19 protein-coding genes and 1 tRNA gene are annotated in these 22417 nt (G+C 61.4%); 9 read left to right on the forward strand and 11 right to left on the reverse strand.

Going from position 1 to position 22417, the window contains the following annotated elements:
* Positions 1-47 precede the first annotated feature (47 nt).
* The 3 genes from ACFQ95_RS11170 to ACFQ95_RS11180 all read left to right on the forward strand — a co-directional run bounded on the left by ACFQ95_RS11170 (position 48) and on the right by ACFQ95_RS11180 (position 1352).
* Positions 48-659: a glutathione S-transferase N-terminal domain-containing protein gene (locus ACFQ95_RS11170; RefSeq protein ID WP_092758180.1), complete on the forward strand. Its 612-nt coding sequence runs from the start codon at positions 48-50 to the stop codon at positions 657-659.
* A 19-nt stretch (positions 660-678) separates the two neighbouring features.
* Positions 679-1224: a ClpXP protease specificity-enhancing factor gene (locus ACFQ95_RS11175; RefSeq protein WP_422830957.1), complete on the forward strand. Its 546-nt coding sequence runs from the start codon at positions 679-681 to the stop codon at positions 1222-1224.
* A gap of 52 nt (positions 1225-1276) precedes the next feature.
* Positions 1277-1352 (forward strand) — tRNA-Thr (locus ACFQ95_RS11180).
* 150 nt (positions 1353-1502) lie between these two features.
* Here the strand turns inward: ACFQ95_RS11180 and ACFQ95_RS11185 are convergent.
* Complete coding sequence (locus tag ACFQ95_RS11185; RefSeq protein ID WP_422830959.1) at positions 1503-1808, reverse strand: DciA family protein; 306 nt, start codon at positions 1806-1808, stop codon at positions 1503-1505.
* Between the two features lie 45 nt (positions 1809-1853).
* Between ACFQ95_RS11185 and ACFQ95_RS11190 the strand changes: the two genes are divergently transcribed.
* From ACFQ95_RS11190 to ACFQ95_RS11210, 5 genes are all read left to right on the forward strand, one after another.
* Positions 1854-2789 carry a M23 family metallopeptidase gene (locus ACFQ95_RS11190; protein ID WP_422830960.1) on the forward strand — a complete coding sequence of 312 codons (936 nt, stop codon included), beginning with the start codon at positions 1854-1856 and terminating at the stop codon, positions 2787-2789.
* Positions 2790-2963: 174 nt separating this feature from the next.
* A complete protein-coding gene (gene secA, locus ACFQ95_RS11195; RefSeq protein WP_422830962.1) occupies positions 2964-5735 on the forward strand; it encodes a preprotein translocase subunit SecA in 2772 nt (923 codons plus the stop codon).
* 104 nt (positions 5736-5839) lie between these two features.
* Positions 5840-7069, forward strand: coding sequence for a bifunctional glutamate N-acetyltransferase/amino-acid acetyltransferase ArgJ (argJ, locus tag ACFQ95_RS11200; protein WP_422830964.1), 1230 nt, complete (start codon positions 5840-5842; stop codon positions 7067-7069).
* Between the two features lie 71 nt (positions 7070-7140).
* Positions 7141-8019, forward strand: a complete 879-nt coding sequence (locus tag ACFQ95_RS11205) for an ATP-binding protein (RefSeq protein ID WP_422830966.1) — start codon at positions 7141-7143, stop codon at positions 8017-8019.
* On the forward strand, positions 8016-8501 hold the full coding sequence (locus ACFQ95_RS11210; protein ID WP_422830967.1) for an NUDIX domain-containing protein: 486 nt from the start codon (positions 8016-8018) through the stop codon (positions 8499-8501). Before ACFQ95_RS11205 ends, ACFQ95_RS11210 begins: the two co-directional genes overlap by 4 nt.
* Before the next feature lie 78 nt (positions 8502-8579).
* Here the strand turns inward: ACFQ95_RS11210 and ACFQ95_RS11215 are convergent, their stop codons facing one another.
* From ACFQ95_RS11215 to ACFQ95_RS11245, 7 genes are all read right to left on the reverse strand, one after another.
* Positions 8580-8816 (reverse strand): DNA gyrase inhibitor YacG, encoded by a 237-nt coding sequence (locus ACFQ95_RS11215; protein ID WP_422830968.1) that lies wholly within the window; start codon positions 8814-8816, stop codon positions 8580-8582.
* A 45-nt stretch (positions 8817-8861) separates the two neighbouring features.
* Positions 8862-9617, reverse strand: a complete 756-nt coding sequence (zapD, locus tag ACFQ95_RS11220) for a cell division protein ZapD (RefSeq protein ID WP_422830970.1) — start codon at positions 9615-9617, stop codon at positions 8862-8864.
* A 25-nt stretch (positions 9618-9642) separates the two neighbouring features.
* Positions 9643-10257, reverse strand: coding sequence for a dephospho-CoA kinase (gene coaE, locus ACFQ95_RS11225; RefSeq protein ID WP_422830971.1), 615 nt, complete (start codon positions 10255-10257; stop codon positions 9643-9645).
* Positions 10258-10260: 3 nt separating this feature from the next.
* Positions 10261-11112, reverse strand: coding sequence for a prepilin peptidase (locus ACFQ95_RS11230; RefSeq protein WP_422830973.1), 852 nt, complete (start codon positions 11110-11112; stop codon positions 10261-10263).
* On the reverse strand, positions 11112-12329 hold the full coding sequence (locus ACFQ95_RS11235; protein ID WP_422830974.1) for a type II secretion system F family protein: 1218 nt from the start codon (positions 12327-12329) through the stop codon (positions 11112-11114). The genes ACFQ95_RS11230 and ACFQ95_RS11235 overlap by 1 nt, the downstream gene beginning before the upstream one ends.
* A gap of 33 nt (positions 12330-12362) precedes the next feature.
* Positions 12363-14102, reverse strand: coding sequence for a type IV-A pilus assembly ATPase PilB (gene pilB / locus ACFQ95_RS11240; protein ID WP_422830975.1), 1740 nt, complete (start codon positions 14100-14102; stop codon positions 12363-12365).
* 79 nt (positions 14103-14181) lie between these two features.
* A complete protein-coding gene (locus ACFQ95_RS11245; RefSeq protein WP_422830977.1) occupies positions 14182-15201 on the reverse strand; it encodes an RluA family pseudouridine synthase in 1020 nt (339 codons plus the stop codon).
* Positions 15202-15746: 545 nt separating this feature from the next.
* Between ACFQ95_RS11245 and ACFQ95_RS11250 the strand changes: the two genes are divergently transcribed.
* Positions 15747-18887 (forward strand): Rne/Rng family ribonuclease, encoded by a 3141-nt coding sequence (locus ACFQ95_RS11250; protein WP_422830978.1) that lies wholly within the window; start codon positions 15747-15749, stop codon positions 18885-18887.
* Between the two features lie 370 nt (positions 18888-19257).
* Here ACFQ95_RS11250 and ACFQ95_RS11255 read toward each other — a convergent pair whose 3' ends face one another.
* From ACFQ95_RS11255 to ACFQ95_RS11265, 3 genes are read right to left on the reverse strand one after another with little or no spacing between them, the layout of a single operon-like run.
* Positions 19258-20535 carry a heme biosynthesis HemY N-terminal domain-containing protein gene (locus tag ACFQ95_RS11255; RefSeq protein WP_422830979.1) on the reverse strand — a complete coding sequence of 426 codons (1278 nt, stop codon included), beginning with the start codon at positions 20533-20535 and terminating at the stop codon, positions 19258-19260.
* Positions 20536-20537: 2 nt separating this feature from the next.
* The gene (locus tag ACFQ95_RS11260; RefSeq protein WP_422830980.1) at positions 20538-21629 is read right to left on the reverse strand and encodes a uroporphyrinogen-III C-methyltransferase; all 1092 of its coding nucleotides are present in this window, start codon (positions 21627-21629) and stop codon (positions 20538-20540) included.
* Positions 21626-22417 carry a uroporphyrinogen-III synthase gene (locus ACFQ95_RS11265; protein WP_422830982.1) on the reverse strand — a complete coding sequence of 264 codons (792 nt, stop codon included), beginning with the start codon at positions 22415-22417 and terminating at the stop codon, positions 21626-21628. The genes ACFQ95_RS11260 and ACFQ95_RS11265 overlap by 4 nt, the downstream gene beginning before the upstream one ends.

Here is a 22417-nt window from a genome sequence, read left to right on the forward strand (position 1 = left end):
ACGTCGGCACGACCTCCCACTCTTTTGATTTTTAGGAGCTTGTTGCCATGATGGTGCTTTATTCGGGAACCACTTGCCCGTTTTCTCATCGCTGCCGTTTCGTCTTGTTCGAAAAGGGCATGGACTTTGAAATCCGTGATGTGGATCTGTATAACAAACCAGAAGACATCAACGTGATGAATCCCTACGGCCAGGTGCCCATCCTGGTTGAGCGCGATTTGATTCTGTACGAATCGAACATCATCAACGAGTACATCGACGAGCGCTTTCCACACCCGCAACTGATGCCCGGCGACCCCGTCGACCGTGCGCGCGTGCGCCTGTTCCTGCTCAATTTCGAGAAGGAACTGTTCGTGCATGTGGGCTTACTCGAGTCGCGCGCCTCCAAGGGCAACGAAAAGGCCCTGGAAAAGGCTCGTGCCCACATCCGCGACCGTTTGACACAACTCGCTCCGGTGTTCTTGAAAAACAAGTACATGCTGGGCGAGAACTTCTCCATGCTGGACGTGGCGATTGCCCCGTTGCTGTGGCGCCTGGACTTCTACGGCATCGACCTGAGCAAGAACGCGGCCCCGTTGTTGAAGTATGCTGAGCGTATTTTCTCGCGCCCGGCCTACATTGAAGCGCTGACGCCATCTGAAAAAGTGATGCGTAAGTAAGCTTGATCGGCCCCAACTGATGATGAACGCATTGGAATCGACCTCGACCCGCCCTTATCTGATTCGGGCGCTGTATGAATGGTGCACTGACAACGGTTTTACGCCCTATGTGGCCGTGTTGGTGGACGATTCGGTACAGGTGCCGAGAGAGTATGTGAAAGACGGCGAAATCGTCCTCAACATCAGTTTTGACGCCACGAGTTCGCTCAAGCTGGGCAATGAGTTCATTGAATTCAAAGCCCGGTTCGCCGGTACAGCGCGGGAAATTCTGGTGCCTGTCGGGCGTGTCATCGCTGTTTATGCGCGTGAGAACGGGCAAGGCATGGCGTTTCCCGCTCCAGTGGCCACATCTGCGGCGCGGGGCGATGAACTGCCTCCCCCATCGGCTAAGAGCGGATTGCGTTCAGTGCCGGATGTAGGGACCGCAGCCGAGTCAGGTGTGGCCGAAGAAGACCACTCCAACATCGTGCCGCTGGGTGTGGCTGACGGCTCCTCTGCTGAAGATGCGCCCGAGCCACCACCTCGTGGCCCTGGTCCTCGGCCCGCGCTGAAACGTGTGAAGTAAGTTTTTGCTGCAGCCAGAAACCTGCAAAGGAATCTGTAAAATGCAGCGCTGTGCCGATTTAGCTCAGTTGGTAGAGCACCCGCCTTGTAAGCGGTAGGTCGTCAGTTCGATTCCGACAATCGGCACCATTCCACACACCACGTGTTCCAAACTTGAGTCCTCGATAGCGTTGCTGCCGGGGTTGAAAAGTTGTCTTAAAAGCGGCCTTGTGCTGCTTTTTTTCATTCGGGCATTGTCAATCACCCGGTCGTTGATTTCGCTGTCAGAAACCCGGCGATTCAGTTCTTCAATTGAACCTTGAGCCGAATTGAAGTAACCTGCCAGCCCTTTGTGCGCAGATGTGCAAGCAACGCGGGTGCGAGTTGCCGCAGCTTGGCAGACGCGGCAGAGCTTTCTACCAGCAAGCACCACACGTCGCCGTCAATCGGCCCTGCTTTGATATGTGGGCGCAATGTTGCAGGAATAAGGGGCTCAACGGCTTTCAGTCGTTGCGCGGAATCCTTCACCAAGGCCGTCAATCGCTTGAGCGATGGGGCGTCTTCAGCCGCTTTCAGGGCGGTGACGGTTTGGTGGCTATAACGCATGGTGGGTGCTGAGGCACATGGGTGCCTGATAAAGGGGACGAGCGAATGCACTTGATTATCACGGACGCTTGGCTGGCCAGAAGCCGGGCGATCCATCTCAGTGGTACCCGGCTGTTGTTGGTTGGCGTGTTGGCCTCGGTTTTTCTGATGTTGATGACGGTCAGCGTGTACCACTGGCTGGTGGTGGCTGGTGCGGGTGAGGGTGGTGGGCGCCTGGGGCGTTTTGTGCTGAACGATGAAATGGCGCAGCGGGAGCGCTTCATGCGCGAGAACCTGGATGCCATGGCCCGTAAAGTGGGCGAAATGCAGGCCCGGTTGTTGCAGCTGGATTCATTGGGCGAACGGGTATCGGGTCTTGCTGGCGTCAGTGCCATCAAGGCGCCGCCGCCTGCAGGACAGGGCGGCGCCCTGATCGCCAGCCGCTCCCTGACGGTGCAGGAGTTGGATGCGCTGCTGCGGGAGTTGAATATCGCGGCGGAGCAGCGCTCTGACTGGATGACCATGGTGGAGTCACGCCTGCTGGACGAAAAGATCCGCAAATCAATGGTTCCGACGCAACTGCCCACCGCGACCGGCGTGCTGGGCTCGCCTTTTGGTTGGCGCATCGATCCACTGACCGGGCGCTCGGCATTACACACCGGCATGGACTTTCAGGCCGCACAGGGCGAGGCCATCGTGGCCGCTGCAGGCGGTGTGGTGGTCACGCAGGAATACCACGCCGAGTACGGCCAAATGCTTGAAATCGACCATGGCAACGGCCTTGTGAGCCGTTATGCCCACGCTTCTCGGGTGTGGGTGAAGAAGGGTGATCTTGTGCGTCGCGGGCAAAAAATCGCCGAAGTGGGCACTACTGGGCGTTCCACGGGGCCGCACCTGCACTTTGAAGTGTTGGTGCAAGGGGTGCCGCAAAATCCGGAAAAGTTTCTGGTCGCGGGGCGTGATCTGCCAAATACACGCTCTGTGGCGACGAAGTCGCCCTAGTGAACGGGCGCGTTATTTCACATAGGTAAAATCGTTCGGTTTTGGCGAAGAAAATCGTGATCGTCCCGCTGACCGTGGGTTGAGATTCTTCGCTGCGGCCTCAGTTGATTCCAAACGTTTTAGGGATTTTGCTCTCTGCGCTGCTTGTTTGGCAGGTGCGGTGACTTTGCATACATGACCACCAATTTCCTCACCAAAATTTTCGGTAGCCGCAACCAGCGCCTGCTCAAGCAGTACCGCAAGACCCTGGAGCGCATCAACGCGCTGGAGCCCCAGTTCGAAAAGCTGAGTGACGATGAGTTGCGTGGCAAAACCCAGGCCTACAAGGAGCGTGTGGCTGCCGGGGAAACGCTGGACGCGATCTTGCCGGAGGCATTTGCCACGGTGCGCGAAGCGTCCAAGCGTGTCATGAAGATGCGCCACTTCGACGTACAAATGCTCGGTGGCATGTCGCTGCACAACGGCAAAATTTCCGAAATGCGCACGGGTGAAGGCAAGACACTCACCGCCACCTTGCCGGTGTACCTGAACGCGTTGTCCGGCAAGGGTGTGCACGTGGTCACGGTGAACGACTATCTGGCCAACCGCGATGCGACCTGGATGTCTAGGCTGTACAACTTCCTCGGGCTTTCGGTGGGCATCAACCTGCCGCAGATGGCTCGCGAAGAAAAGCAGGCCGCCTACAACTCCGACATCACCTACGGCACGAACAACGAATACGGCTTCGACTACCTGCGTGACAACATGGTCTACGAGGTGAACGACCGTGTGCAGCGTATGCTGAACTACGCCATCATCGATGAGGTGGACTCCATCCTGATCGACGAAGCGCGCACGCCGCTGATCATCAGCGGCCAGGCCGAAGACCATACCGCTTTGTACCTGGCGATCCATAAAGTGGTGCCGCTGCTCAAACGCCAGGAAGGCGAAGCCGACCCGCGCACCGGCGAGGGCATCATCACGCCCGGCGACTTCACCATTGATGAAAAATCGCACCAGGTTTTCTTGACCGAAGCCGGCCACGAAAACGCCGAACGCATTCTGTTCGAGCAAGGACTGATTCCCCAAGGTGCATCACTCTACGACCCGGCCAACATCAGCCTGGTACACCACCTTTACGCCGCGCTGCGGGCGCAACACCTGTACCACCGCGACCAGCATTACGTGGTGCAAAACGGCGAGATCGTCATCGTTGACGAATTTACCGGCCGCCTGATGACCGGCCGCCGCTGGAGCGACGGCCTGCACCAAGCCGTGGAAGCCAAGGAGGGCGTTGCCATCCAGGCGGAAAACCAGACGATGGCCTCCATCACGTTCCAGAACTACTTCCGCCTGTACAACAAACTCTCGGGCATGACCGGCACGGCCGACACCGAAGCCTACGAATTCCAGGAAATCTACGGCCTGGAAACGGTGGTGATTCCGCCAAACCGCCCGAGCAAACGAGACGACCAACTCGACCGCGTCTACAAAACCACGGCCGAAAAGTACCAGGCGGCGATCCAGGACATTCGCGAATGCTACGAGCGCGGCCAGCCCGTGCTGGTGGGCACCACGTCGATCGAGAACTCTGAAATCATCGACGCGCTGCTCAACAAGGAAGGCCTGCCGCACCAAGTGCTGAACGCCAAGCAGCACGCGCGTGAAGCCGATATCGTGGCCCAGGCGGGGCGTCCCAAGATGATCACCATCGCCACCAACATGGCGGGCCGCGGTACCGACATCGTGCTCGGCGGCAACCTGGAAAAGGCCCTGGAACAAGTCGAAAACGACGCCACGCTGGACGAAGCCGCCAAGGCCGCCGAGATCGAGCGTGTGCGCGCGCAAACAGCGGCAGACCACGAAAAGGTGAAAGCCCTGGGCGGCTTGCGCATCATCGCCACCGAGCGTCATGAGTCGCGCCGTATCGACAACCAGTTGCGTGGCCGCTCCGGCCGCCAGGGTGACCCAGGTTCTTCGCGTTTCTACCTGAGCCTGGACGATACCTTGATGCGCATCTTTGCGGGCGACCGTGTGCGCGCCATCATGGACCGTTTGAAGATGCCTGAAGGCGAAGCCATCGAAGCCGGCATCGTGACACGCAGCATCGAGAGCGCGCAACGCAAAGTCGAAGCGCGTAACTTCGACGTGCGTAAACAGCTGCTGGAGTATGACGACGTCTCCAACGACCAGCGCAAGGTGATCTATCAGCAGCGCAACGACATTCTGGACGCTGGCGACCTGGCCGAGCAGATCACCAGCTTGCGTGAAGGCTGCTTCACCGATCTGGTACGCCAGCACGTGCCGGTGGAATCGGTGGAAGAGCAGTGGGATCTTCCGGCGCTGGAACGCACGCTGCGCGAGGAGTGGCAGTTGGAAGTGCCATTAACCGCCGAAGTGCAAGGTGCGGCGGCCATCACCGACGAAGAAATTGTCGAGCGCGTGGTCAAGAGTGCCAACGCGTCCTTCCAGGCCAAGGTCGACTTGGTGGGCGGGGCCAACTTTACGCAGTTTGAACGCATGGTGCTGCTGCAAAGCGTGGATTCACACTGGCGTGAACACTTGAGCGCGCTGGATTACCTGCGCCAAGGTATCCACCTGCGCGGTTATGCCCAGAAGCAACCCAAGCAAGAGTACAAGCGCGAAGCGTTTGAACTGTTTGGCCAACTGCTGGATGCCGTGAAGAACGACGTCACCAAGGTCTTGATGACCGTGAAGGTGCAAACCAGCGAACAAGCGGCTGAAGCCGCCGAAGTGCTGGAACAACGTGGTGATGGCATCTCCAACGTGACCTACAGCGCACCGAATGAATCCGGTGAAGCCGAAACCCGCCCGGCCCTGAGCAGTGTGGCCAGCGCAGCTGCGGCCGCGGCGGCAGGCAGTGAATTTGCCAATGTCGGGCGCAACGACCCTTGCCCCTGCGGCAGCGGCAAAAAGTACAAAGCCTGTCACGGTAAGCTGGCTTAATTTGTGATGAGAACGCCCGTGGGCCCTGCGGCCCACGGGCGTTTGGCCGATGGCGCCACGTGCGTTGTCTTTTGAACATCTAGAACCACCACAGAAAGTTCATCATGCCCGTTGATCTGTTGCCCCCCAATCCTGCCGATCTGTTGCCTGTGCCGGGTGTCCGTCTGGGCATCGCCGAAGCCGGTGTGCGCAAGGCCAATCGTAAAGACCTGACGGTGCTGCTGTTGGATGAAGGCAGCAGCGTGTCCGGCGTGTTCACGCAAAACCGCTTCTGTGCCGCGCCGGTGCAAATCGGCCGCGACCATCTGGCGCGCAATCTCGGCATCCGTGCCATGGTGGTCAACACCGGCAATGCCAACGCCGGCACTGGTGAAGACGGCCTGATGCGTGCCCGCGCCACCTGCATCGCGCTGGCGCGCCACCTCGATCTGGCGCCCGAGCAGATCTTGCCGTTCTCCACCGGTGTGATCATGGAGCCGCTGCCCCATGACCGTATCGAAGCCGGCTTGCCCGCAGCCTTGGCCGACGCCAAGGAAGCCAACTGGGGCCGCGCCGCCGAAGCCATCATGACCACCGACACCGTGGCCAAGGCCTTCAGCACGCAAGTCGTGTTGGGCGGTGTGAAGGTGTCCATCACCGGCATCAGCAAAGGCGCCGGCATGATCCGCCCGAACATGGCCACCATGCTCGGCTTTTTGGCCACCGATGCGAAGATCGCGCCGGCTTTGATGCAAGACCTGGCCAAGACCTTGGCCGATGCCTCGTTCAACCGTGTGACGATAGACGGCGACACTTCCACCAACGACTCGTTCATGGTGATCGCCACACACCAGGCGGCCCACGCTGAAGTCAGCTCCTGGGACAGTGCCGACGGCAAGGCCCTGAAGGCCGGCCTGCTGCAAGTGGCGCAAAAGCTGGCCCAGGCCATTGTGCGCGACGGCGAAGGTGCCACCAAGTTCATCACCGTGCGGGTGGAAGGCGGCAAGACCGGCGACGAGTGCCGTCAGGTGGCCTACGCTATCGCGCATTCACCCTTGGTGAAAACCGCTTTCTTTGCCAGCGACCCTAACCTGGGTCGCATCCTGGCTGCCGTGGGTTATGCCGGCATTGCCGATCTGGACCAGACGCTGATTGATCTGTTCCTCGACGACGTGCATGTGGCGGTGAAGGGCGGGCGCAACCCGGCCTACCGCGAGGAAGACGGCCAGCGCGTGATGAAACAAAGCGAAATCACCGTGCGTGTGGTGCTGGGACGAGGCGACGCCGCAGATACCGTATGGACCTGTGACCTCAGCCACGAATACGTGACGATCAATGCCGATTACCGGTCATAAGGCCGGTCGATAGACCAGAGACATGCCCAGGGGTGTTAGCCTCTGGCGCCCCAACAGCCGCCGAGAAGAGCATGAACGAACATTTTGAACGGTTGATCGAACGCGCCGAGCGTGTGCTGCAGCGTATTGAGCAGGTGTTGCCGCAGCCCCTGTCGGCACCCGATTGGACGGCCTCCATCGCTTTTCGCTACCGCAAGCGCAGCTCGGGCCATGGTGGCCTGGAGCCGGTGCGCCACGTGGCCGCCATGTCGCTTGATGCGCTCAAGGAAATCGACGGCCAGAAAGAGAAAATCCAGCGTAATACGCAGCAGTTCGTCGAAGGCCGCCCGGCCAACAACGTGCTGCTCACCGGTGCGCGCGGCACCGGCAAGTCGTCGCTGATCAAGGCCTGCTTGAACACCTATGCCGCCCAGGGCCTGCGTTTGATCGAGGTCGACAAGGCCGATTTAACCGATCTGCCCGACATCATCGACGTGGTGGCCGACCGGCCCGAGAAGTTCATCATCTTCTGCGACGACCTGAGTTTTGAAGATGGCGAGTCGGGCTACAAGGCGCTGAAATCGATTCTCGATGGCTCGGTGTCTGCGTCCACCGCCAACGTGCTGATCTACGCCACCAGCAACCGGCGCCATCTGTTGCCCGAGTACATGAAGGAAAACCTCAGCTACACCCATACCGAAGATGGCGAAGTCCATCCCGGCGAAGTGATTGAAGAGAAAATTTCCCTGTCCGAGCGTTTTGGCCTGTGGGTCAGCTTCTACCCGTTTTCGCAAGACGAATACCTGGCCATCGTGGCGCAGTGGCTGGGCTCGTTTGGTGTGAGCCAAGCCGCCATCGATGCAGTGCGCCCTGCAGCCCTGGTGTGGGCGCTGGAGCGTGGCTCGCGCAGTGGCCGTGTGGCCTACCAGTTTGCGCGCGACTACGCTGGTCAACACAGCGCGGCCGCATGAGCACGGCCACAAGCACAGCATTGGTGGCCGATGGCAACTTGCCGCGAGAGGGCGGTGCCGACCGTGCCGTGGTGGATGTGGCGGTGGGCGTGCTGATCCAGCCGGACGGCCGCTTTCTGCTCACCAGCCGCCCGGTCGGCAAGGTGTATGCCGGCTACTGGGAGTTTCCTGGTGGCAAGCTGGAAGCAGATGAAACCGTAGAGCAGGCGCTGCGCCGTGAATTGCATGAGGAACTGGGCATCGACATTGCGGCTGCCGAGTCCTGGCGTACCGAGTTGGTGGACTACCCGCATGCGCTGGTGCGGTTGAACTTTTGCAAGGTCCGCGCCTGGTCAGGCGAACTGCAAATGCGTGAGGCCCAGTCGTTCAGCTGGCAATCGCTGCCCGTGAATGTGGGCCCGGTGTTGCCGGGCGCCGTGCCGGTGCTGGACTGGCTGGCCCAAGAGCGCGATTTTCAAGGTGCTACTATTTCAGTAGCTTGATACGCTTGCGAAACAAGCGTAAACGGTCAATTTGGTTCTCGAATAAAAAATCCGCCAGGCTGGTCCGTGGCGGATTTTTTATTGCAGTTTGGGGTCGCCGTAGACCTGGTCGTCTGGCGGGTTGTCGGCTGGCATGGTGTAGCTTTCGCTGGCCCACACGCCTAGGTCTATGTTCTTGCAGCGCTCGCTGCAGAAAGGGCGGTAGCGGTTGCGCGCTGCAAAAAGACTTGGTCCCTTGCAGATCGGGCAGTTCACCCAGCGGTCAACTTGGACGGCGGCTTCAAACGGCGGGAGAGGTGAGGAGGGTTCGGACATCTGCGGTTCGGCCATCAGGCCAACATGGGTGTTCTGGCCGGTGTTTCAAGCACACAGCGCGATTTCAAACGAAGCGTCTTCGGCTGCGGAGTGCAGCCTGTCGTCTTCGCCGTGGCGCATCAGGCGCACCGACACCATCAGCCGGTTGCCACTGATCTCGGGCGTGAGCTCCAGCCCTTCGTCTATGCGTAGGCGCAGCAACTGGTAGGTACGGCCCTGTGGCAGGTTTTGCTGGAACTGGCCGCCCACGGCCATCACCTTCTGCGGTGAGCCGGATTCGCGCAGCATCTTCATCAGGTGGTGGATCGATTCGGCCAACGGGCCAAACGTTGCCGCCCAGGATTCGATGGCCTGGCGCCGTACATCGGCAGGCTTGTGCTGCCAGGCGTAATAAGACGGCAGATCGAATTCACAGGTGCCGCCCGGGATGTTGATGCGGCTGCGCAGGCTCATGAGCCAATCGTTTTCGGTGAGCGAATGGCCGGCTTTGCCCGGCTGGTTGTGCAGGGCTGTGAAGCAACTGTCGAGCTGGTGCACCACTTCATCCAGGCGCTCTTCCGAGATGGATGGATTGCCGCGGTAGCTGTTGAGCACCGTTTTTTGCTTTTCGAGGTCTTTGAGGACGTCGGACTTCAAGTCGGCACGGGCTGCCACATCCATCACCTCGAAGATCGTGGCCAGCGCGTAATGGTGGTCCAGCGGATGTTCGCGAGGTGTCAACTCACCCAGGCGGCGAAACAGATGTTCCAGGCGCAGGTAAGTGCGAATGCGTTCGTTAAAGGGGTATTCGTAGAGGATCACGCCAAGTCTTTTTTGAGTGCGGGAATCATAGCCCGAAGTGTGCCGCGATCTGCGCCACCTCGTTACCTAATGAATCAAGCGTACACCCATCATTGAACAGCACCATGTCGGCCGATGCCGCGCGTTGTGCTCGGCTGGCCTGGCTGGCGATGATCTGGCGCACCGTCTCTGCGGGCATGGCGTTGCGTGCCACCACCCGTGCCACCTGTGTTTCTTCAAGGCAATCGACCACCAACACACGGTCCAGGCGGGCACGCCAGTGGCCCGATTCCACCAGCAGCGGAATGTCCAGCAGCACACAACGATAGCCATTGGCGACGGCCGCTTCAGCCTGCGCCAAGATCGCCTGTGTGACCAGCGGATGCACGATGCGCTCCAGCCGCTTCTTGGCCGTGGGGTCGGTGAACACCAGTTCGCGCATCTGCTCGCGGTCGAGTGCGCCGTCAGCGTTGATGAAAGCCGGGCCAAACTGTGTCTGGATGGCGTTGATCGCCGCGCCACCGCTGGCCGTGGTGGCGCGCGAGATGGCATCGGCATCCACCAGTGCCGCGCCATGGCGCTCCACCAGCATACGCGCCACCGTGCTTTTGCCGCTGCCGATGCCGCCTGTCAGGCCGAGCCGAAAGGCGCTGCGGGTCATGGCCTAAAGCCCGATGAAATGCAGAATGGCATTGGGCCCGAAGACCATGGCCACAAAACCTGCGCCCGCCAGAAAAGGCCCAAACGGGATGTAGCCGCCTTCGCGCAGATTGCTGCTGAACTTCATGCCGACGCCGATGATGGCACCAATCACCGACGACGCCAGAATGATGGGCACCAAGGCCTGCCAGCCGAACCAGGCGCCTAGGGCAGCCAGCAGTTTGAAGTCGCCGTAGCCCATGCCCTCTTTGCCGGTCAGCAGCTTGAACGCCCAGAAGATGCACCAGAGGAAAAGGTAGCCAGCAACGGCGCCCCACAGCGAAGCCACCAGCGGCACCGGCGTCCAGCCCAGCGCGGCGCAGACCAGGCCGGCCCAGAGCAGGGGCAGGGTGATGTCGTCGGGCAGCAGGGTGGTGTCCCAATCGATTAGCGCCAGCACCAGCAGCGCGGCCGAGAAACCGCACCAGGCCAGCGCCTGCACGGTCCAGCCGTATTGCCACAGACAGAAGGCGAACAGCGCGCCAGTGGCCAGTTCCACCAGCGGATAGCGCAGGCTGATGGCTGTGCCGCAGCCACTGCAACGGCCACGTAAAAACAGATAGCTCAACACCGGAATGTTTTCATACCAGCGGATCTTGTGCGCACACTTGGGGCAGGCAGAGGCCGGGCGTAGCAGGTTGTAGGTGCCAGCGCCGTCCTCGCCAGGTGTTTCCTGGCCCTGCAGATCAGCGTACTCTTGTGCCCATTGGCGTTCCAGCATCTTCGGCATGCGGTGGATCACCACGTTCAGAAAGCTGCCCACAATCAAGCCCAGAATGCCGCCCAGCGCGGCATCAATCCACATCAACTGCTGCATCAGACGACCGCGCCCAGCTTGAAGATTGGCAAATACATGGACACCACGATGCCGCCGATGATCACCCCCAGCACCACGATGATGATGGGCTCCATCAGGCTGGACAGACCGGCCACCATGTCGTCGACTTCGGCTTCATAAAAGTCGGCGGCCTTGCCCAGCATGTGGTCGATAGAGCCAGATTCTTCACCTATGGAGCACATCTGCAGCACCATGGACGGGAACACGTTGGCATTGGTCATGGCATTGGTCAAGCTGGTGCCGGTGGCCACTTCCTGCTGGATCTTTTCGGTTGCTTTGGCATAGACCGAGTTGCCGGCGGCACCGCCCACGGAATCAAGCGCCTCTACCAGTGGAACGCCGGCCGCGAACATGGTGGCCAGGGTGCGCGTCCAGCGCGCCACAGCGGCCTTTTCGACCATGATGCCGAAGATGGGCATCTTCAGCAGCGCCCGGTCCATGAACATCTGCACTTTCTCGCTGCGCTTCCAGGCCTGGATGAGGAAGTAAAAGCCGCCGCCAATGGCGCCAAAAATCAGCCACCAATAGGCCACAAACACCTCGCTGATGGAGATCACCATCAGCGTCGGTCCCGGCAGATCTGCGCCAAAGTTGGCAAACACTTCCTTGAACGCCGGAATCACAAAAATCATGATCACCGACACCACCACAAACGCCACGACGATCACCGAAGTGGGGTACATCAATGCCGATTTGATCTTAGACTTGATGGCCTCGGTCTTCTCCATGTAGGTCGCCAGGCGGTCCAGCAGCGACTCCAGAATACCCGCGGCTTCACCGGCTTCCACCAGGTTGCAGTACAGGCTGTTGAAGTGCATGGGAAACTTGCGGAACGCCGCGCTCAGCGAACTGCCGGTTTCGACATCGGTGCGGATGTCGTTGAGCAGCTTGGTGACACTGGCGTTGGCATTGCCGCGGCCCACGATGTCAAACGACTGCAGCAACGGCACACCGGCCTTCATCATGGTGGCCAGCTGGCGCGTGAAAATCGCGATGTCCTTGGGCTTGATCGACTTGCCCGAACGCATGCGGCGCTTTTTGATCTTGGTGGGAAACACGCCCTGGCGGCGCAAGGTCGCCTGGACCTGGTTCTCGCCCACCGCCCGTGTTTCACCGCGCACCTGCTTGCCGTTGCGGTCTTTGCCTTCCCACTCGAAGATGAACTCTTTGATGTCCCTGGACGCTGCAGTTGCCATGAATTGCCTTGGTCGCTTCCGGTGTTGTTCGTGTTATTCGTTGCTGACGGCCAGTACTTCTTCCAGCGAAGTCATGCCTTGCCGGACCTTGACCAAGCCTGATTGGCGCAGGCTGCGTACACCTTCACGCGTGGCTTGCTCGGCAATTTCCAGTGCATCGCCATCACGCAGGATGATGCGCTGGATTTCTTCGCTCACCGGCATCACCTGGTAAATGCCAACACGGCCCTTGTAGCCGTGGTTGCAGGCCGAGCAGCCTACGGGGCCATAAGGCTTCCACGAGCCGTCGAGATCTTCTTCTGCATAACCGGCGTCAAGCAAAGCCTTGGGGGGAATGTCGATCTGCACCTTGCAGTTGCTGCACAGGCGGCGCGCCAGGCGTTGTGCGGTGATCAAGATCACACTCGAGGCGATGTTGAACGGCGCAATACCCATGTTGCGCATACGCGTGAGTGTGGTGGGCGCGTCGTTGGTGTGCAACGTGGACAGCACCAAGTGTCCGGTCTGCGCGGCCTTGATGGAGATGTCGGCGGTTTCCAGGTCGCGGATTTCGCCGACCATGATGATGTCCGGATCCTGGCGCAGAAACGACTTCAGCGCGGCGGCAAAGGTCAGCCCGGCCTTTTCATTGACGTTGACCTGGTTCACGCCCGGCAAGTTGATTTCAGACGGGTCTTCGGCCGTGGCGATGTTCACGCCCGGCTTGTTGAGCAAATTCAGACAGGTGTACAGCGACACGGTCTTGCCCGAACCCGTGGGTCCGGTCACCAGCACCATGCCGTAAGGCCGGCCAATGGCGTGCAGCAGGCGCGCCTTTTCTTCGGGTTCGTAGCCCAGTGCTTCAATACCGAGCTTGGCACTGCTGGGGTCGAGGATACGGATCACGATCTTCTCGCCAAACAGTGTTGGCAGAGTGCTTACGCGGAAGTCTATGACCCGTTCAGGGCCGACCTTGAGCTTCATCTTGCCGTCTTGCGGCACACGCTTCTCGGAAATGTCCAGGCGCGAGATCACTTTGATGCGCGAAGCCAGCTTGTCCTTGATGGCCACCGGCGGCGAGGCGACCTCGCGCAACTCGCCGTCAATGCGAAAACGCACGCGGTACTGGTGTTCATAGGGCTCGAAGTGCAAGTCAGAGGCCCGCATGCCCACGGCGTCGAGCAGCATCTTGTGCAGGAACTTCACCACCGGCGCATCTTCAACTTCGTTGGTGCTGCTGCTGACGTCGGCCACTTCGGTATGCGGGGCCATCATGGCGTCGTCAAACTCGAAGTCACCGCCAGTGATGCCGTCTAGCGCGTCGCCGGCGGACATGGTGCTCGCATCGACCAGCTTGGAGAGCTTGTCGTACTCGGCAATGATCCAGTCCACGCCCATTTGGGTTGAGAACTTGATCTTCTCGGCCGCGTCCTGATCGGCCGGATCAGCCGTGGCGACGATCAGGCGGTTGTTGCGCTTGCTGAGCACCACCACGCGGTAGGCCTGGCAGATCTTGGGGTCCAGTAAATCACGCGGCAGGCGCTGCAGGTCTATGGCGTCCAGGTCCAGCAATGGAGCGGCAAAAGCCACCGACATGGTGTGCGCCAGATCGTAGGCCGACACCGAGCCCGAGCCCACCAACTCCGCGATAAAGCTGGTGCGGCTGGACTTGGCCTTGCTATAGATGTCTTCAGCGGCCTTTTGCCCCAGCTTGCCGGCCAGAATCAACGCTCTTGCTAACCCGGGCAGGGCTACAGAAGAGGCGTCCTGTTTGAATGTGTCGACAACGGCCATAAGCCCAAAATGTAGCAGGTAGCAAAAGGTTACTTGATCATCGCCTATTCATTTGCCCCTGTAAACGTCAACAGTGTTGTTAGGACGAGCCAGACGGCGCCCAGTGTGGGCGTAAGGGTTGGCTCACAAAACTCTGCAGTTCGGGCGGTAAATCGGCTTGCAGCGCCAAGGCTTCACCGGTGGCGGGGTGGCTGAGCTGCAGCTTCCAGGCGTGCAGGAACATGCGTTTGAGTCCGTGTTTTTGCATCAGCTTGTTGTGCTCGAAGTCGCCGTATTTATCGTCACCGGCAATCGGATGCCCTTCGCTGGCCAGGTGCACGCGAATTTGGTGGGTGCGGCCGGTTTTGATGGTCACTTCTAATAAGGAGTAGTCGTCGAGCTTTTGCTGGATCTTCACCAGGCTCAGCGAGCGCATGCCGTTGGGGTCGTCCTTGGCCACCACCTTGACGCGGCGCTCGCCGTCGGCCAGCAGGTATTTGTGCAGCGGTTTGTCCAGCACCTTCTTATTCGCCGGCCAGGCCCCCAGCGTCAACGCCAGGTAGGTCTTGCCGGTTTCGCGTTCACGGAACTGGTCTTGCAGGTTCAGCAGGGCGCTGCGCTTTTTGGCGATCAGCAGAATGCCCGAGGTTTCGCGGTCCAGCCGGTGCACCAGTTCCAGGTAGCGTGCTTGTGGGCGCGCGATGCGCAACTGCTCGATCACGCCAAAACTCACGCCGCTGCCGCCATGCACGGCCACGCCGGCGGGTTTGTTGATGGCGAGAAAGTGCTCGTCCTCAAACAGTATGGGGAATTCACGCGCGGGTGCCGCAGCGGCGGCAGGCGTGGCCGAGCCCGATGTTGTTTCCACGCGTTCGGCCATGCGCACGGGCGGCAGACGAATCACGTCACCTTCTTCCACACGGGTGTCAGCTGAGGCGCGTTTTTTATTGATGCGCACCTCGCCGCTGCGGATGATGCGGTAGACGTGGGTTTTGGGCACACCTTTGAGCTGGCGTAACAAGAAGTTATCCAGCCTTTGGCCCGTGCTGCCGTCGTCCACGGTGACCAATTTCACCTCGGGTGCGGTAGGTGGGTTGTTAGCCCCTATAATATTTTTCACCAGCGTCGTGTCGTAAGTACTTGATTAGTCTCAATTTTAGAGTGCTAAAGCGAAGACGCTGTGAAGTCGATGCCGCTCAGGCCGATTTCCTGTAGACCATGTGACCCTTTGGTGCTGGTGGCAGGAGTTGGTGGTGGGTCGAGCCGACGCTCTGTAAACATTGATACGGAATACCCAAAACCTGGCAGACCGGGCAAACGCCCTGCCTGCCTTGCGGATTGAAACGAGAACTGTCGTGTTGCTAACCTATATTCAACTTTGCGTGCGGTGGCTCAGGCCGCCGCATTTCAGCGCGAATTGGGTGGTGACGCTTTTCAGTGCTGCGCAGCCAGCTCTACATTTGATAGCAAATAAAGCCCTGCGATTCCCCGTTTTGATCCATGTGCCCTCGCCCCCGCTAGCGTCTGAACCAAGGTTCACATAGTGGCGGCTCTCTGGCAATTCCATTCGTTTTCAGGCGTCTGTTCCGGCATCAGAAGCTCATTTTGAGCATGTAAACCGAAGAACAGTCTGGGCTGCAAGTGCCCAGTAAAAGGAACCGCACCATGAAACGGATGCTGATCAACGCCACACAGGCTGAAGAACGCCGCTTGGCCATCGTCGACGGGCAAAAACTGCTCGACTACGAAATCGAAGTGGAAGGGCGCGAACAGCGCAAAGGCAATATCTACAAGGCGGTCGTGACCCGCGTAGAGCCCTCCCTGGAGGCTTGCTTTGTGGACTACGGCGAAGACCGTCACGGTTTTCTGCCATTCAAAGAAATCTCCAAACAGTATTTCTCGCAAAACGTGCCGGTCAGCCAGGCGCGTATCAACGAAGTCATTCGTGAAGGCCAGGAACTGATTGTTCAGGTCGAAAAAGAAGAGCGCGGCAACAAGGGCGCGGCGCTGACCACCTTTGTGTCGCTGGCTGGCCGCTATGTCGTGCTGATGCCGAACAACCCACGCGGTGGTGGTGTTTCGCGCCGCATCGAAGGTGAAGACCGGGCCGAGCTCAAAGAAGCCATGGACCAGCTCGAGTACCCGAACGGTATGAGCATCATTGCGCGCACCGCCGGCATTGGCCGCAGCGCCTCCGAGCTGCAATGGGACTTGAACTACCTGCTCAAGCTGTGGGCAGCCATTGACGGCGCCGGCAAACAAGGCAAGGGCGCCTTCCTGATTTACCAAGAGTCGAGCTTGGTGATCCGCGCCATCCGCGACTACTTCAACGGCGACATCGGCGACATCCTGATCGACACCGACGAAGTCTATGAACAAGCCCAGCAGTTCATGGCCCACGTGATGCCTGAACATGCTGCCCGCGTGAAGCGTTACCGCGACGACGCGCCGCTGTTCAGCCGCTTCCAGATCGAACACCAGATCGAATCCGCCTACGCCCGCACGGTGCAACTGCCGTCTGGCGGCGCGATTGTGATCGACCACACCGAAGCCCTGGTTTCGGTGGACGTGAACTCGGCCCGTTCCATCCGTGGTGGCGACATCGAAGAAACCGCGACCCGCACCAACCTCGAAGCCGCTGAAGAAGTGGCGCGCCAGATGCGTCTGCGCGACTTGGGTGGCCTGATCGTGATCGACTTCATCGACATGGAAGAGTCGCGCAACCGCCGCGACGTGGAAAACCGCCTGCGCGACGCGCTGCGCCAAGACCGCGCACGTGTGCAGTTCGGCACCATCAGCAAGTTCGGCCTGATGGAAATGAGCCGCCAGCGCCTGCGCCCCGCGCTCAGCGAAGGCGCTTCGATTCCCTGCCCACGTTGCGGCGGCTCCGGCCACATCCGCGACACCGAAAGCTCGGCGCTGCAAATCCTGCGCGTCATCCAGGAAGAATCGCTCAAGGACAACACAGCTTCGGTGCTGTGCCAGGTGCCGGTCGACGTGGCTTCGTTCCTGCTGAACGAAAAGCGCACCGAAATCACCAAGATCGAGTTGAAGCAACGCATCAACGTGTTGATGGTGCCCAACAAGACGCTGGAGCGCCCGAACTACAAGCTCGAACGCCTGAAGCACGACGATCCGCGCCTGGACCACATCGAGTCGAGCTACAAGATGGCCGAAGAGATGGACGATCCAACGGCTGTGTCGCGCCGCTCGCAAGAGCCGACCAACAAGCAAACCCCGGTGATCAAGGGTGTGCTGCCCGATGCGCCGGCACCTCAGGCACAACCGCGCGCAGCCGCAGCCCCAGTGGCTGCGGCTCAGCCCGCACCCGTGGCCGCTACGCCTGCGCCTGCCGCGGCTGAATCCGGCTTCTTTGGCTGGATCAAGCGCATCCTGGGTGGCGCGCCTGCGGCTGAAACGCCGGTGGCGGCAGCACCTGCCCCAGCACCCGCGAAGACCGAAGAAAAACGCGAAGGCCGTGGCGGCCAGCGCAACGAAGGTGGTCGTGGCCGTGGCCGTGGCCGCGATGGTCAAGCGCGTGATGGCGAAGCCCGTGAAGGCCAGGAAGGCCGCGGCCCACGCAACGCTGGTGAGCGTGCCGAACGTGGTGAACGCCCAGCCCGTGGCGAGCGCCCACCGCGCGGTGAAGGTCAAGCCCGTGGCGAAGGTCAGCCCCGTGCTGAACAAGCCGCTGGTGAAGAAGGCCGTGGCCGCAACGGTCGCGGCGAACGCGGTGGCCGTGGTGGTCGCAACCGTTCGGACGCCGAAGTCGCCGCAGCCGCAGCCACTGGTGCCGTGGCATCTGGCAGCGTTGAAGTGACCGAAGGCGAGGCCCGTGCTGAACGCGCCGAGCGTGGCGAGCGTACCGAACGTGGTGAAGGCCAAGGCCGTAACGGCCGTGGCAACCGTGGTGGCCGTGGCCCGCGTGAAGACGTTGCACGTGACGAAAACGGTCAGGAAGTCGCCCGTGAACCACGCGAGCCGCGTGAAGCCCGTGAACCGCGTGAGCCCCGCGGCGAGCGTCCACCCCGTGCAGAGCGTGGTGAGCGCCAGGAACGTGGTGACCGCGCAGAGCGTAGCGATCGCCCCATGCAAGAGCCCACCGAGCGCCCGGCGCGTCCGTCGTACTTCGCGCAAACCGCTGCAGCACCTGTAGCCGCAGCGGAAGAGTCGCAAGCGCCTCAGCCATCGTTTGCGCAAGAGGCCGACGGCGCTGCAGATGTCGGCGGTGATGCGCAAGCCATCGAACGCGGTGAAGCCGCTGTCGAGGGCGCAGAACCACAACGCCGCGAGAAACGTTCGCGTGACCGTTATGGCCGTGACCGCAAAGACCGCGCACCACGCGAAAACGCCGATGCTTCCGAGGCGCCCGCCGCCTTTGTACCTAACGACGTAGCACTGGCGGCCGCCCCGGCGCCGGCCGCTGAGTCTGCGGTAACGGCCGTTGTGGCTGCGCCTGTTGCCGCCCCCGTGGCCGCGTTGACCACGGCGCCTGCTGCGCAGATCGAAGTGCCCAAGGCGGCGACGGCTGCTGTGGCTGCACCTGCTGTCGCTCAGGGCGGTCTGCCCAAGGTTGCCACGTTCGAACTGCCTCTGGCGGCGCTGGACCAGGTGGCGCAAAGTTCTGGCCTGCAATGGGTGCGCACCGACGCTGACCGCGCTGCTGCGGTGCAAGCGGCGATTGCCGCCGAACCCCAGCCCGTGCACGTGCCACGCGAACGCCCACCGGCGGTCGTGATCGACACCGAGCCCCTGGTGCTGGTGGAAACCAAGCGTGATCTGCGCAACATGCAGCTGCCGTTCTAAACGTCGGCTGAGCCAAAAGAAAAGGACCCTCGGGTCCTTTTCTTTTTGGGGCTTGGGGGCATGGGTATGGCGTGAAGCAGCGGCCGGGTCTGGCCTGGCGCGGGCTGATGCCTGTTGCTCTGGGGCCTGAAGGCGGTGTGGAGCTTGCCCCACGCGCTCAGCTGCGCACAGCCCAACGGCGGCTGAGGTGTTAGCCGCCTGGCGACCCCTTGGGCAAGGGTGTGGAGAACGAGCAGTGGACCTTCGGCGCAGGGGGCGGTAGTTGAAACGATCGAATATCGATCGAATCGACTAGGCGCGCCTGCCGCTGTTGGTCATGTCTGAGAAGGTCTGCGTATCACTGGCAAGCCCATGGACAGGGCTTGGGCCATCACACCATCGCCGCCTGGCGATAGGCATCCTGTGCCGCAGCTTCATCACCACGCTGCTCGGCCAACACCGCCAGCGCACGTAGCGAGCGGCGTTTGAGTTCGCGGTCTTGCAGGTGTTGCACACTTTGTGTGTGCAATTGCTGGGCCTTGCCCCAGAGTTGCTGCTGCATGCAGGCCATGCCGGCCAGGTACTGCAGGTTGGCGTCGCGTGGAAAGCGTTGCTGCGCCTGTTCTATGCGCTGCAGCCAGGGCAGGTCTATGGCTTGGTCGGAGGCGGCAAAGCCGTCTTCCAGGGCGTGGATCAGCTTGATGGTCTGGCTTTCGGTCCAGCTATCGGGCTGGGCCATCCAGTGTTCCCACACGGGCAGCAACCATTGGCGCGCCTGGTGCACCGGGCCTTGAAGTTGCACCATGCGCTGAGCGGCATGGATGGCGACCTCGGGCATCTGGTGTTCGTTGCGGTCTAGCCGGGCCCAGGCGCTTTGCAACTGGGCCACGTCGTAGGCGTCGCTGATGGTTTCCAGCGCCAGGCTGCGCAGCAGGCTCTGTGCCGCGGCATCGGAGAAGGCGCGATGTTTGGCCAGCAAGCGCGCGGTTTCCAGTGCGGAGTCGGTATGGCCGGCCAGGCGGGCGGCTTTCAAGCGTGCGCGCAGCGCCAGCGTGCGGCGGCCGGCGCCGCTGGACATGCCGTCGAGCCACGTCAAGGCCTGCTGCGGATCGCGGTCCTGCAGGGCCCAGCGTGCGGCGCGCATCTGCACGCCTTCGCGGGTTTCCTGGGCGTCGCGCTGGTCGCTGCTGGCAAGCGCCAGTTGCAGGTGCTCGTCGCGTGTGCTGCGGTCTTGCAGCGCGTGGGCGCTTTCGGCCGTCACCAGGTGCGACAACGCGCGCAGCTTTTCGGCATGGGCAATATGGTGGCCGCTGGCCGCCAGGGCTTTCTCTTGTTCGAGCGCGGCCTCGGCGGCCTTGCGGGCGCGCAGAAAGCGACCTGCGAGTTGGTGCGACAGGCCGTCCAGCAGGGCGGCGTGCATCGCACGTTCGCGTTGCTGCAGGCGCCAGCGCAGCGCTTGTTGGGGCATGGCGAACAGGGCCGACAGGGCGCGTAACGCCAGGTGCAACACCACAAAACCAACCACCAGCGCGATCAGCACCAGGTTGAGTGAAAGGTCGACGCGGTAAGGGTGCCAGAACAGCGTGACGTTGCTCTGGTTGTTGCCCATCATCAGGGCCACGGCAACGGCAGTGGCAAACAGCGCCAGGAGCCAAACAATCACACGCATGTTTATTGTCCTGCCGTGGCGGCGGAGAGGGCCGCCAGGGTTTCGGTCAATTGCGGCAACTCGGTGGTCTTCAGCCGGCTTTGCACGTCCAGCAGCAGCCCGGCGGAGATTTGTGTTTTACGCGAGGCCGGGTCGAAGTATTTGTTGAGCATGGTGGTTGCCGCGCCCAGATCGCTGCGCACCGATTCCATCTGCCGCGCCAACAGGCCCAGGCGGGCGTTGAGCAGGCGCAGCTTGAGGTTTTCACGCAAGAAAACGGTTTGTTCGGGCGAGAGCAAGGCGGCTTCTGGCTGGTCGACGCGGCTGACGCGCACCAGCTTGCGGGCTTCTTCTGCAATGCTGCCCAGCCAGCGTTGCCACCATTCGCTAGGCACTGGCGCGGCGGCCTGCAGCGCGGCAGGTGCACCCGGGAACTGCGCGGTGTTCAAGGTGGGCAGGTCGTCCACCTGGCGCAACAAGTCGTCGAGCCGGGCCAGCAGGCCGGGGGTGTCGACGACATTGGCCGCCTTGATGCGGTCCACATCATGTGTCATGGCGCGCTGCAGACCGGCCAGGCGCGGGTGTGGCGTGCGGGTGATGCGTTCGTTGGCGCTGGCCAGTGCGGCCAATAGCGGCTCGACGCTGCCGGTGACCTGGGCCTGCTGCAGCGCCAGGCGCAATGAGGATTCAAGGTCGACCACCAGGTTTTCGTCTTGCGAGCGCGTCAGGCCTTGCACCAGGTCGTCAATCTGCGCGCGCTGCAGCATGGCCTCCGACAGGCGGGACTCCGCCACGGCGACGCGCGAGGCGGTGTCGCGCGCCAGGTCTTGCGCCTGCTTGGCGATGGTGTGGGCTTCTATGGATTTGGTGCCGGCATCGCCGCTTTGGCGCGCCAGTTGTTCCTGTATGGTGCTGAGCTTTTGCCACAGCAGGCCGCTGCCAGCCAAACCGGCGACCGCAACGGCACCCACGATCCACACCAAGGGCTGGAAGCCGCTGCTGCGTGTGGCCGGAGCGTGAGTGGCGGCGGGGGCTGGTGTTGCAGCAGCGGCGGGCGCAGCCGTGGAGGCCGTGGCTGGCGCTGCTGCGTCGGTAGGGGGAAGCTCGGCGTTCATATCAGGGATTCTATCGATGCGGCTACATCGTCCAGGGTAGGACGTGACGAGCAAACAACACCAAAACCGGCCGCATGCGCCGCATCGGCAATGCGCGGATGTGTGGCCACGGCGCGGGCGGCGGCCAGGGTGTGCCCGGCCAAGCAAACTTCGAGATTGCCAATGGCCTCAGAACTGCTGAGCAGCCAGACCGCGCCATCGTGGGTGGCGCTCTGTGCCAGCGCCAGTTGTGCGGGTGTGAATTGCGGTGGGTGGCGCTCGTAGGCCACCACGGTGTCGACCACGGCACCCGCTGCGGCGAGTTGCTCGGTGAGCCAACTGCGGCCCGCGCTTTCGCCGTCAACGCCGCCGCCGCGCACCACCAGCACGCGGGTGCCGGGCGTCACATTCGGCGCAACCAATTGCCATAGGGCTTCGGAGTCGAACTGACCAGCGCTGTGCGCGGGTGCGTCGATTTGGCTAGCAGTCAGGCCAAGTTGTAGCAGCGCGGCCTGGGTGCCGGGGCCGGTGGCCCAAGCCCTGGTCGCTCCTATATCGGGAGCTGCTTGCGCATATTCAGATTGCGCTGAAGGCCTGTTTTGTTCAAAGAAGTGCGTGACGGCGCTGCCACTCACAAACATCAGCGCTTGGTAGCTTGCGAGCCCTTGCCAGGCGGCGTGTACAAGCGCAGGGTTGCGAGCAGGCGTGATGTCGATCAGCGGCAAAGCGGCGGCATCAAACCCACGCGCCTGCAATGCGGCGACCCAGCGTGTGGCTTCGGGTTCGGGGCGGGTGACGATGACACGCAT

Origin of the sequence: Variovorax sp. HJSM1_2 (assembly GCF_049316285.1) — a bacterium.
Taxonomy (GTDB): Bacteria; Pseudomonadota; Gammaproteobacteria; order Burkholderiales; family Burkholderiaceae_C; genus Rhodoferax_B.

What these genes read in the sequence shown, in the direction of transcription:
- ACFQ95_RS11210 (WP_422830967.1), top strand. Translation starts at nt 8,016, where the DNA reads ATGAGCACGGCCACAAGCACAGCATTGGTGGCCGATGGCAACTTGCCG.
- ACFQ95_RS11255 (WP_422830979.1), bottom strand. Translation starts at nt 20,535, where the DNA reads ATGCGTGTGATTGTTTGGCTCCTGGCGCTGTTTGCCACTGCCGTTGCC.
- pilB (WP_422830975.1), bottom strand. Translation starts at nt 14,102, where the DNA reads ATGGCCGTTGTCGACACATTCAAACAGGACGCCTCTTCTGTAGCCCTG.
- ACFQ95_RS11205 (WP_422830966.1), top strand. Translation starts at nt 7,141, where the DNA reads ATGAACGAACATTTTGAACGGTTGATCGAACGCGCCGAGCGTGTGCTG.
- ACFQ95_RS11260 (WP_422830980.1), bottom strand. Translation starts at nt 21,629, where the DNA reads ATGAACGCCGAGCTTCCCCCTACCGACGCAGCAGCGCCAGCCACGGCC.
- ACFQ95_RS11190 (WP_422830960.1), top strand. Translation starts at nt 1,854, where the DNA reads ATGCACTTGATTATCACGGACGCTTGGCTGGCCAGAAGCCGGGCGATC.
- ACFQ95_RS11265 (WP_422830982.1), bottom strand. Translation starts at nt 22,417, where the DNA reads ATGCGTGTCATCGTCACCCGCCCCGAACCCGAAGCCACACGCTGGGTC.
- ACFQ95_RS11170 (WP_092758180.1), top strand. Translation starts at nt 48, where the DNA reads ATGATGGTGCTTTATTCGGGAACCACTTGCCCGTTTTCTCATCGCTGC.
- ACFQ95_RS11230 (WP_422830973.1), bottom strand. Translation starts at nt 11,112, where the DNA reads ATGCAGCAGTTGATGTGGATTGATGCCGCGCTGGGCGGCATTCTGGGC.
- argJ (WP_422830964.1), top strand. Translation starts at nt 5,840, where the DNA reads ATGCCCGTTGATCTGTTGCCCCCCAATCCTGCCGATCTGTTGCCTGTG.
- ACFQ95_RS11235 (WP_422830974.1), bottom strand. Translation starts at nt 12,329, where the DNA reads ATGGCAACTGCAGCGTCCAGGGACATCAAAGAGTTCATCTTCGAGTGG.
- secA (WP_422830962.1), top strand. Translation starts at nt 2,964, where the DNA reads ATGACCACCAATTTCCTCACCAAAATTTTCGGTAGCCGCAACCAGCGC.
- ACFQ95_RS11215 (WP_422830968.1), bottom strand. Translation starts at nt 8,816, where the DNA reads ATGTCCGAACCCTCCTCACCTCTCCCGCCGTTTGAAGCCGCCGTCCAA.
- ACFQ95_RS11185 (WP_422830959.1), bottom strand. Translation starts at nt 1,808, where the DNA reads ATGCGTTATAGCCACCAAACCGTCACCGCCCTGAAAGCGGCTGAAGAC.
- ACFQ95_RS11250 (WP_422830978.1), top strand. Translation starts at nt 15,747, where the DNA reads ATGAAACGGATGCTGATCAACGCCACACAGGCTGAAGAACGCCGCTTG.
- coaE (WP_422830971.1), bottom strand. Translation starts at nt 10,257, where the DNA reads ATGACCCGCAGCGCCTTTCGGCTCGGCCTGACAGGCGGCATCGGCAGC.
- ACFQ95_RS11175 (WP_422830957.1), top strand. Translation starts at nt 679, where the DNA reads ATGATGAACGCATTGGAATCGACCTCGACCCGCCCTTATCTGATTCGG.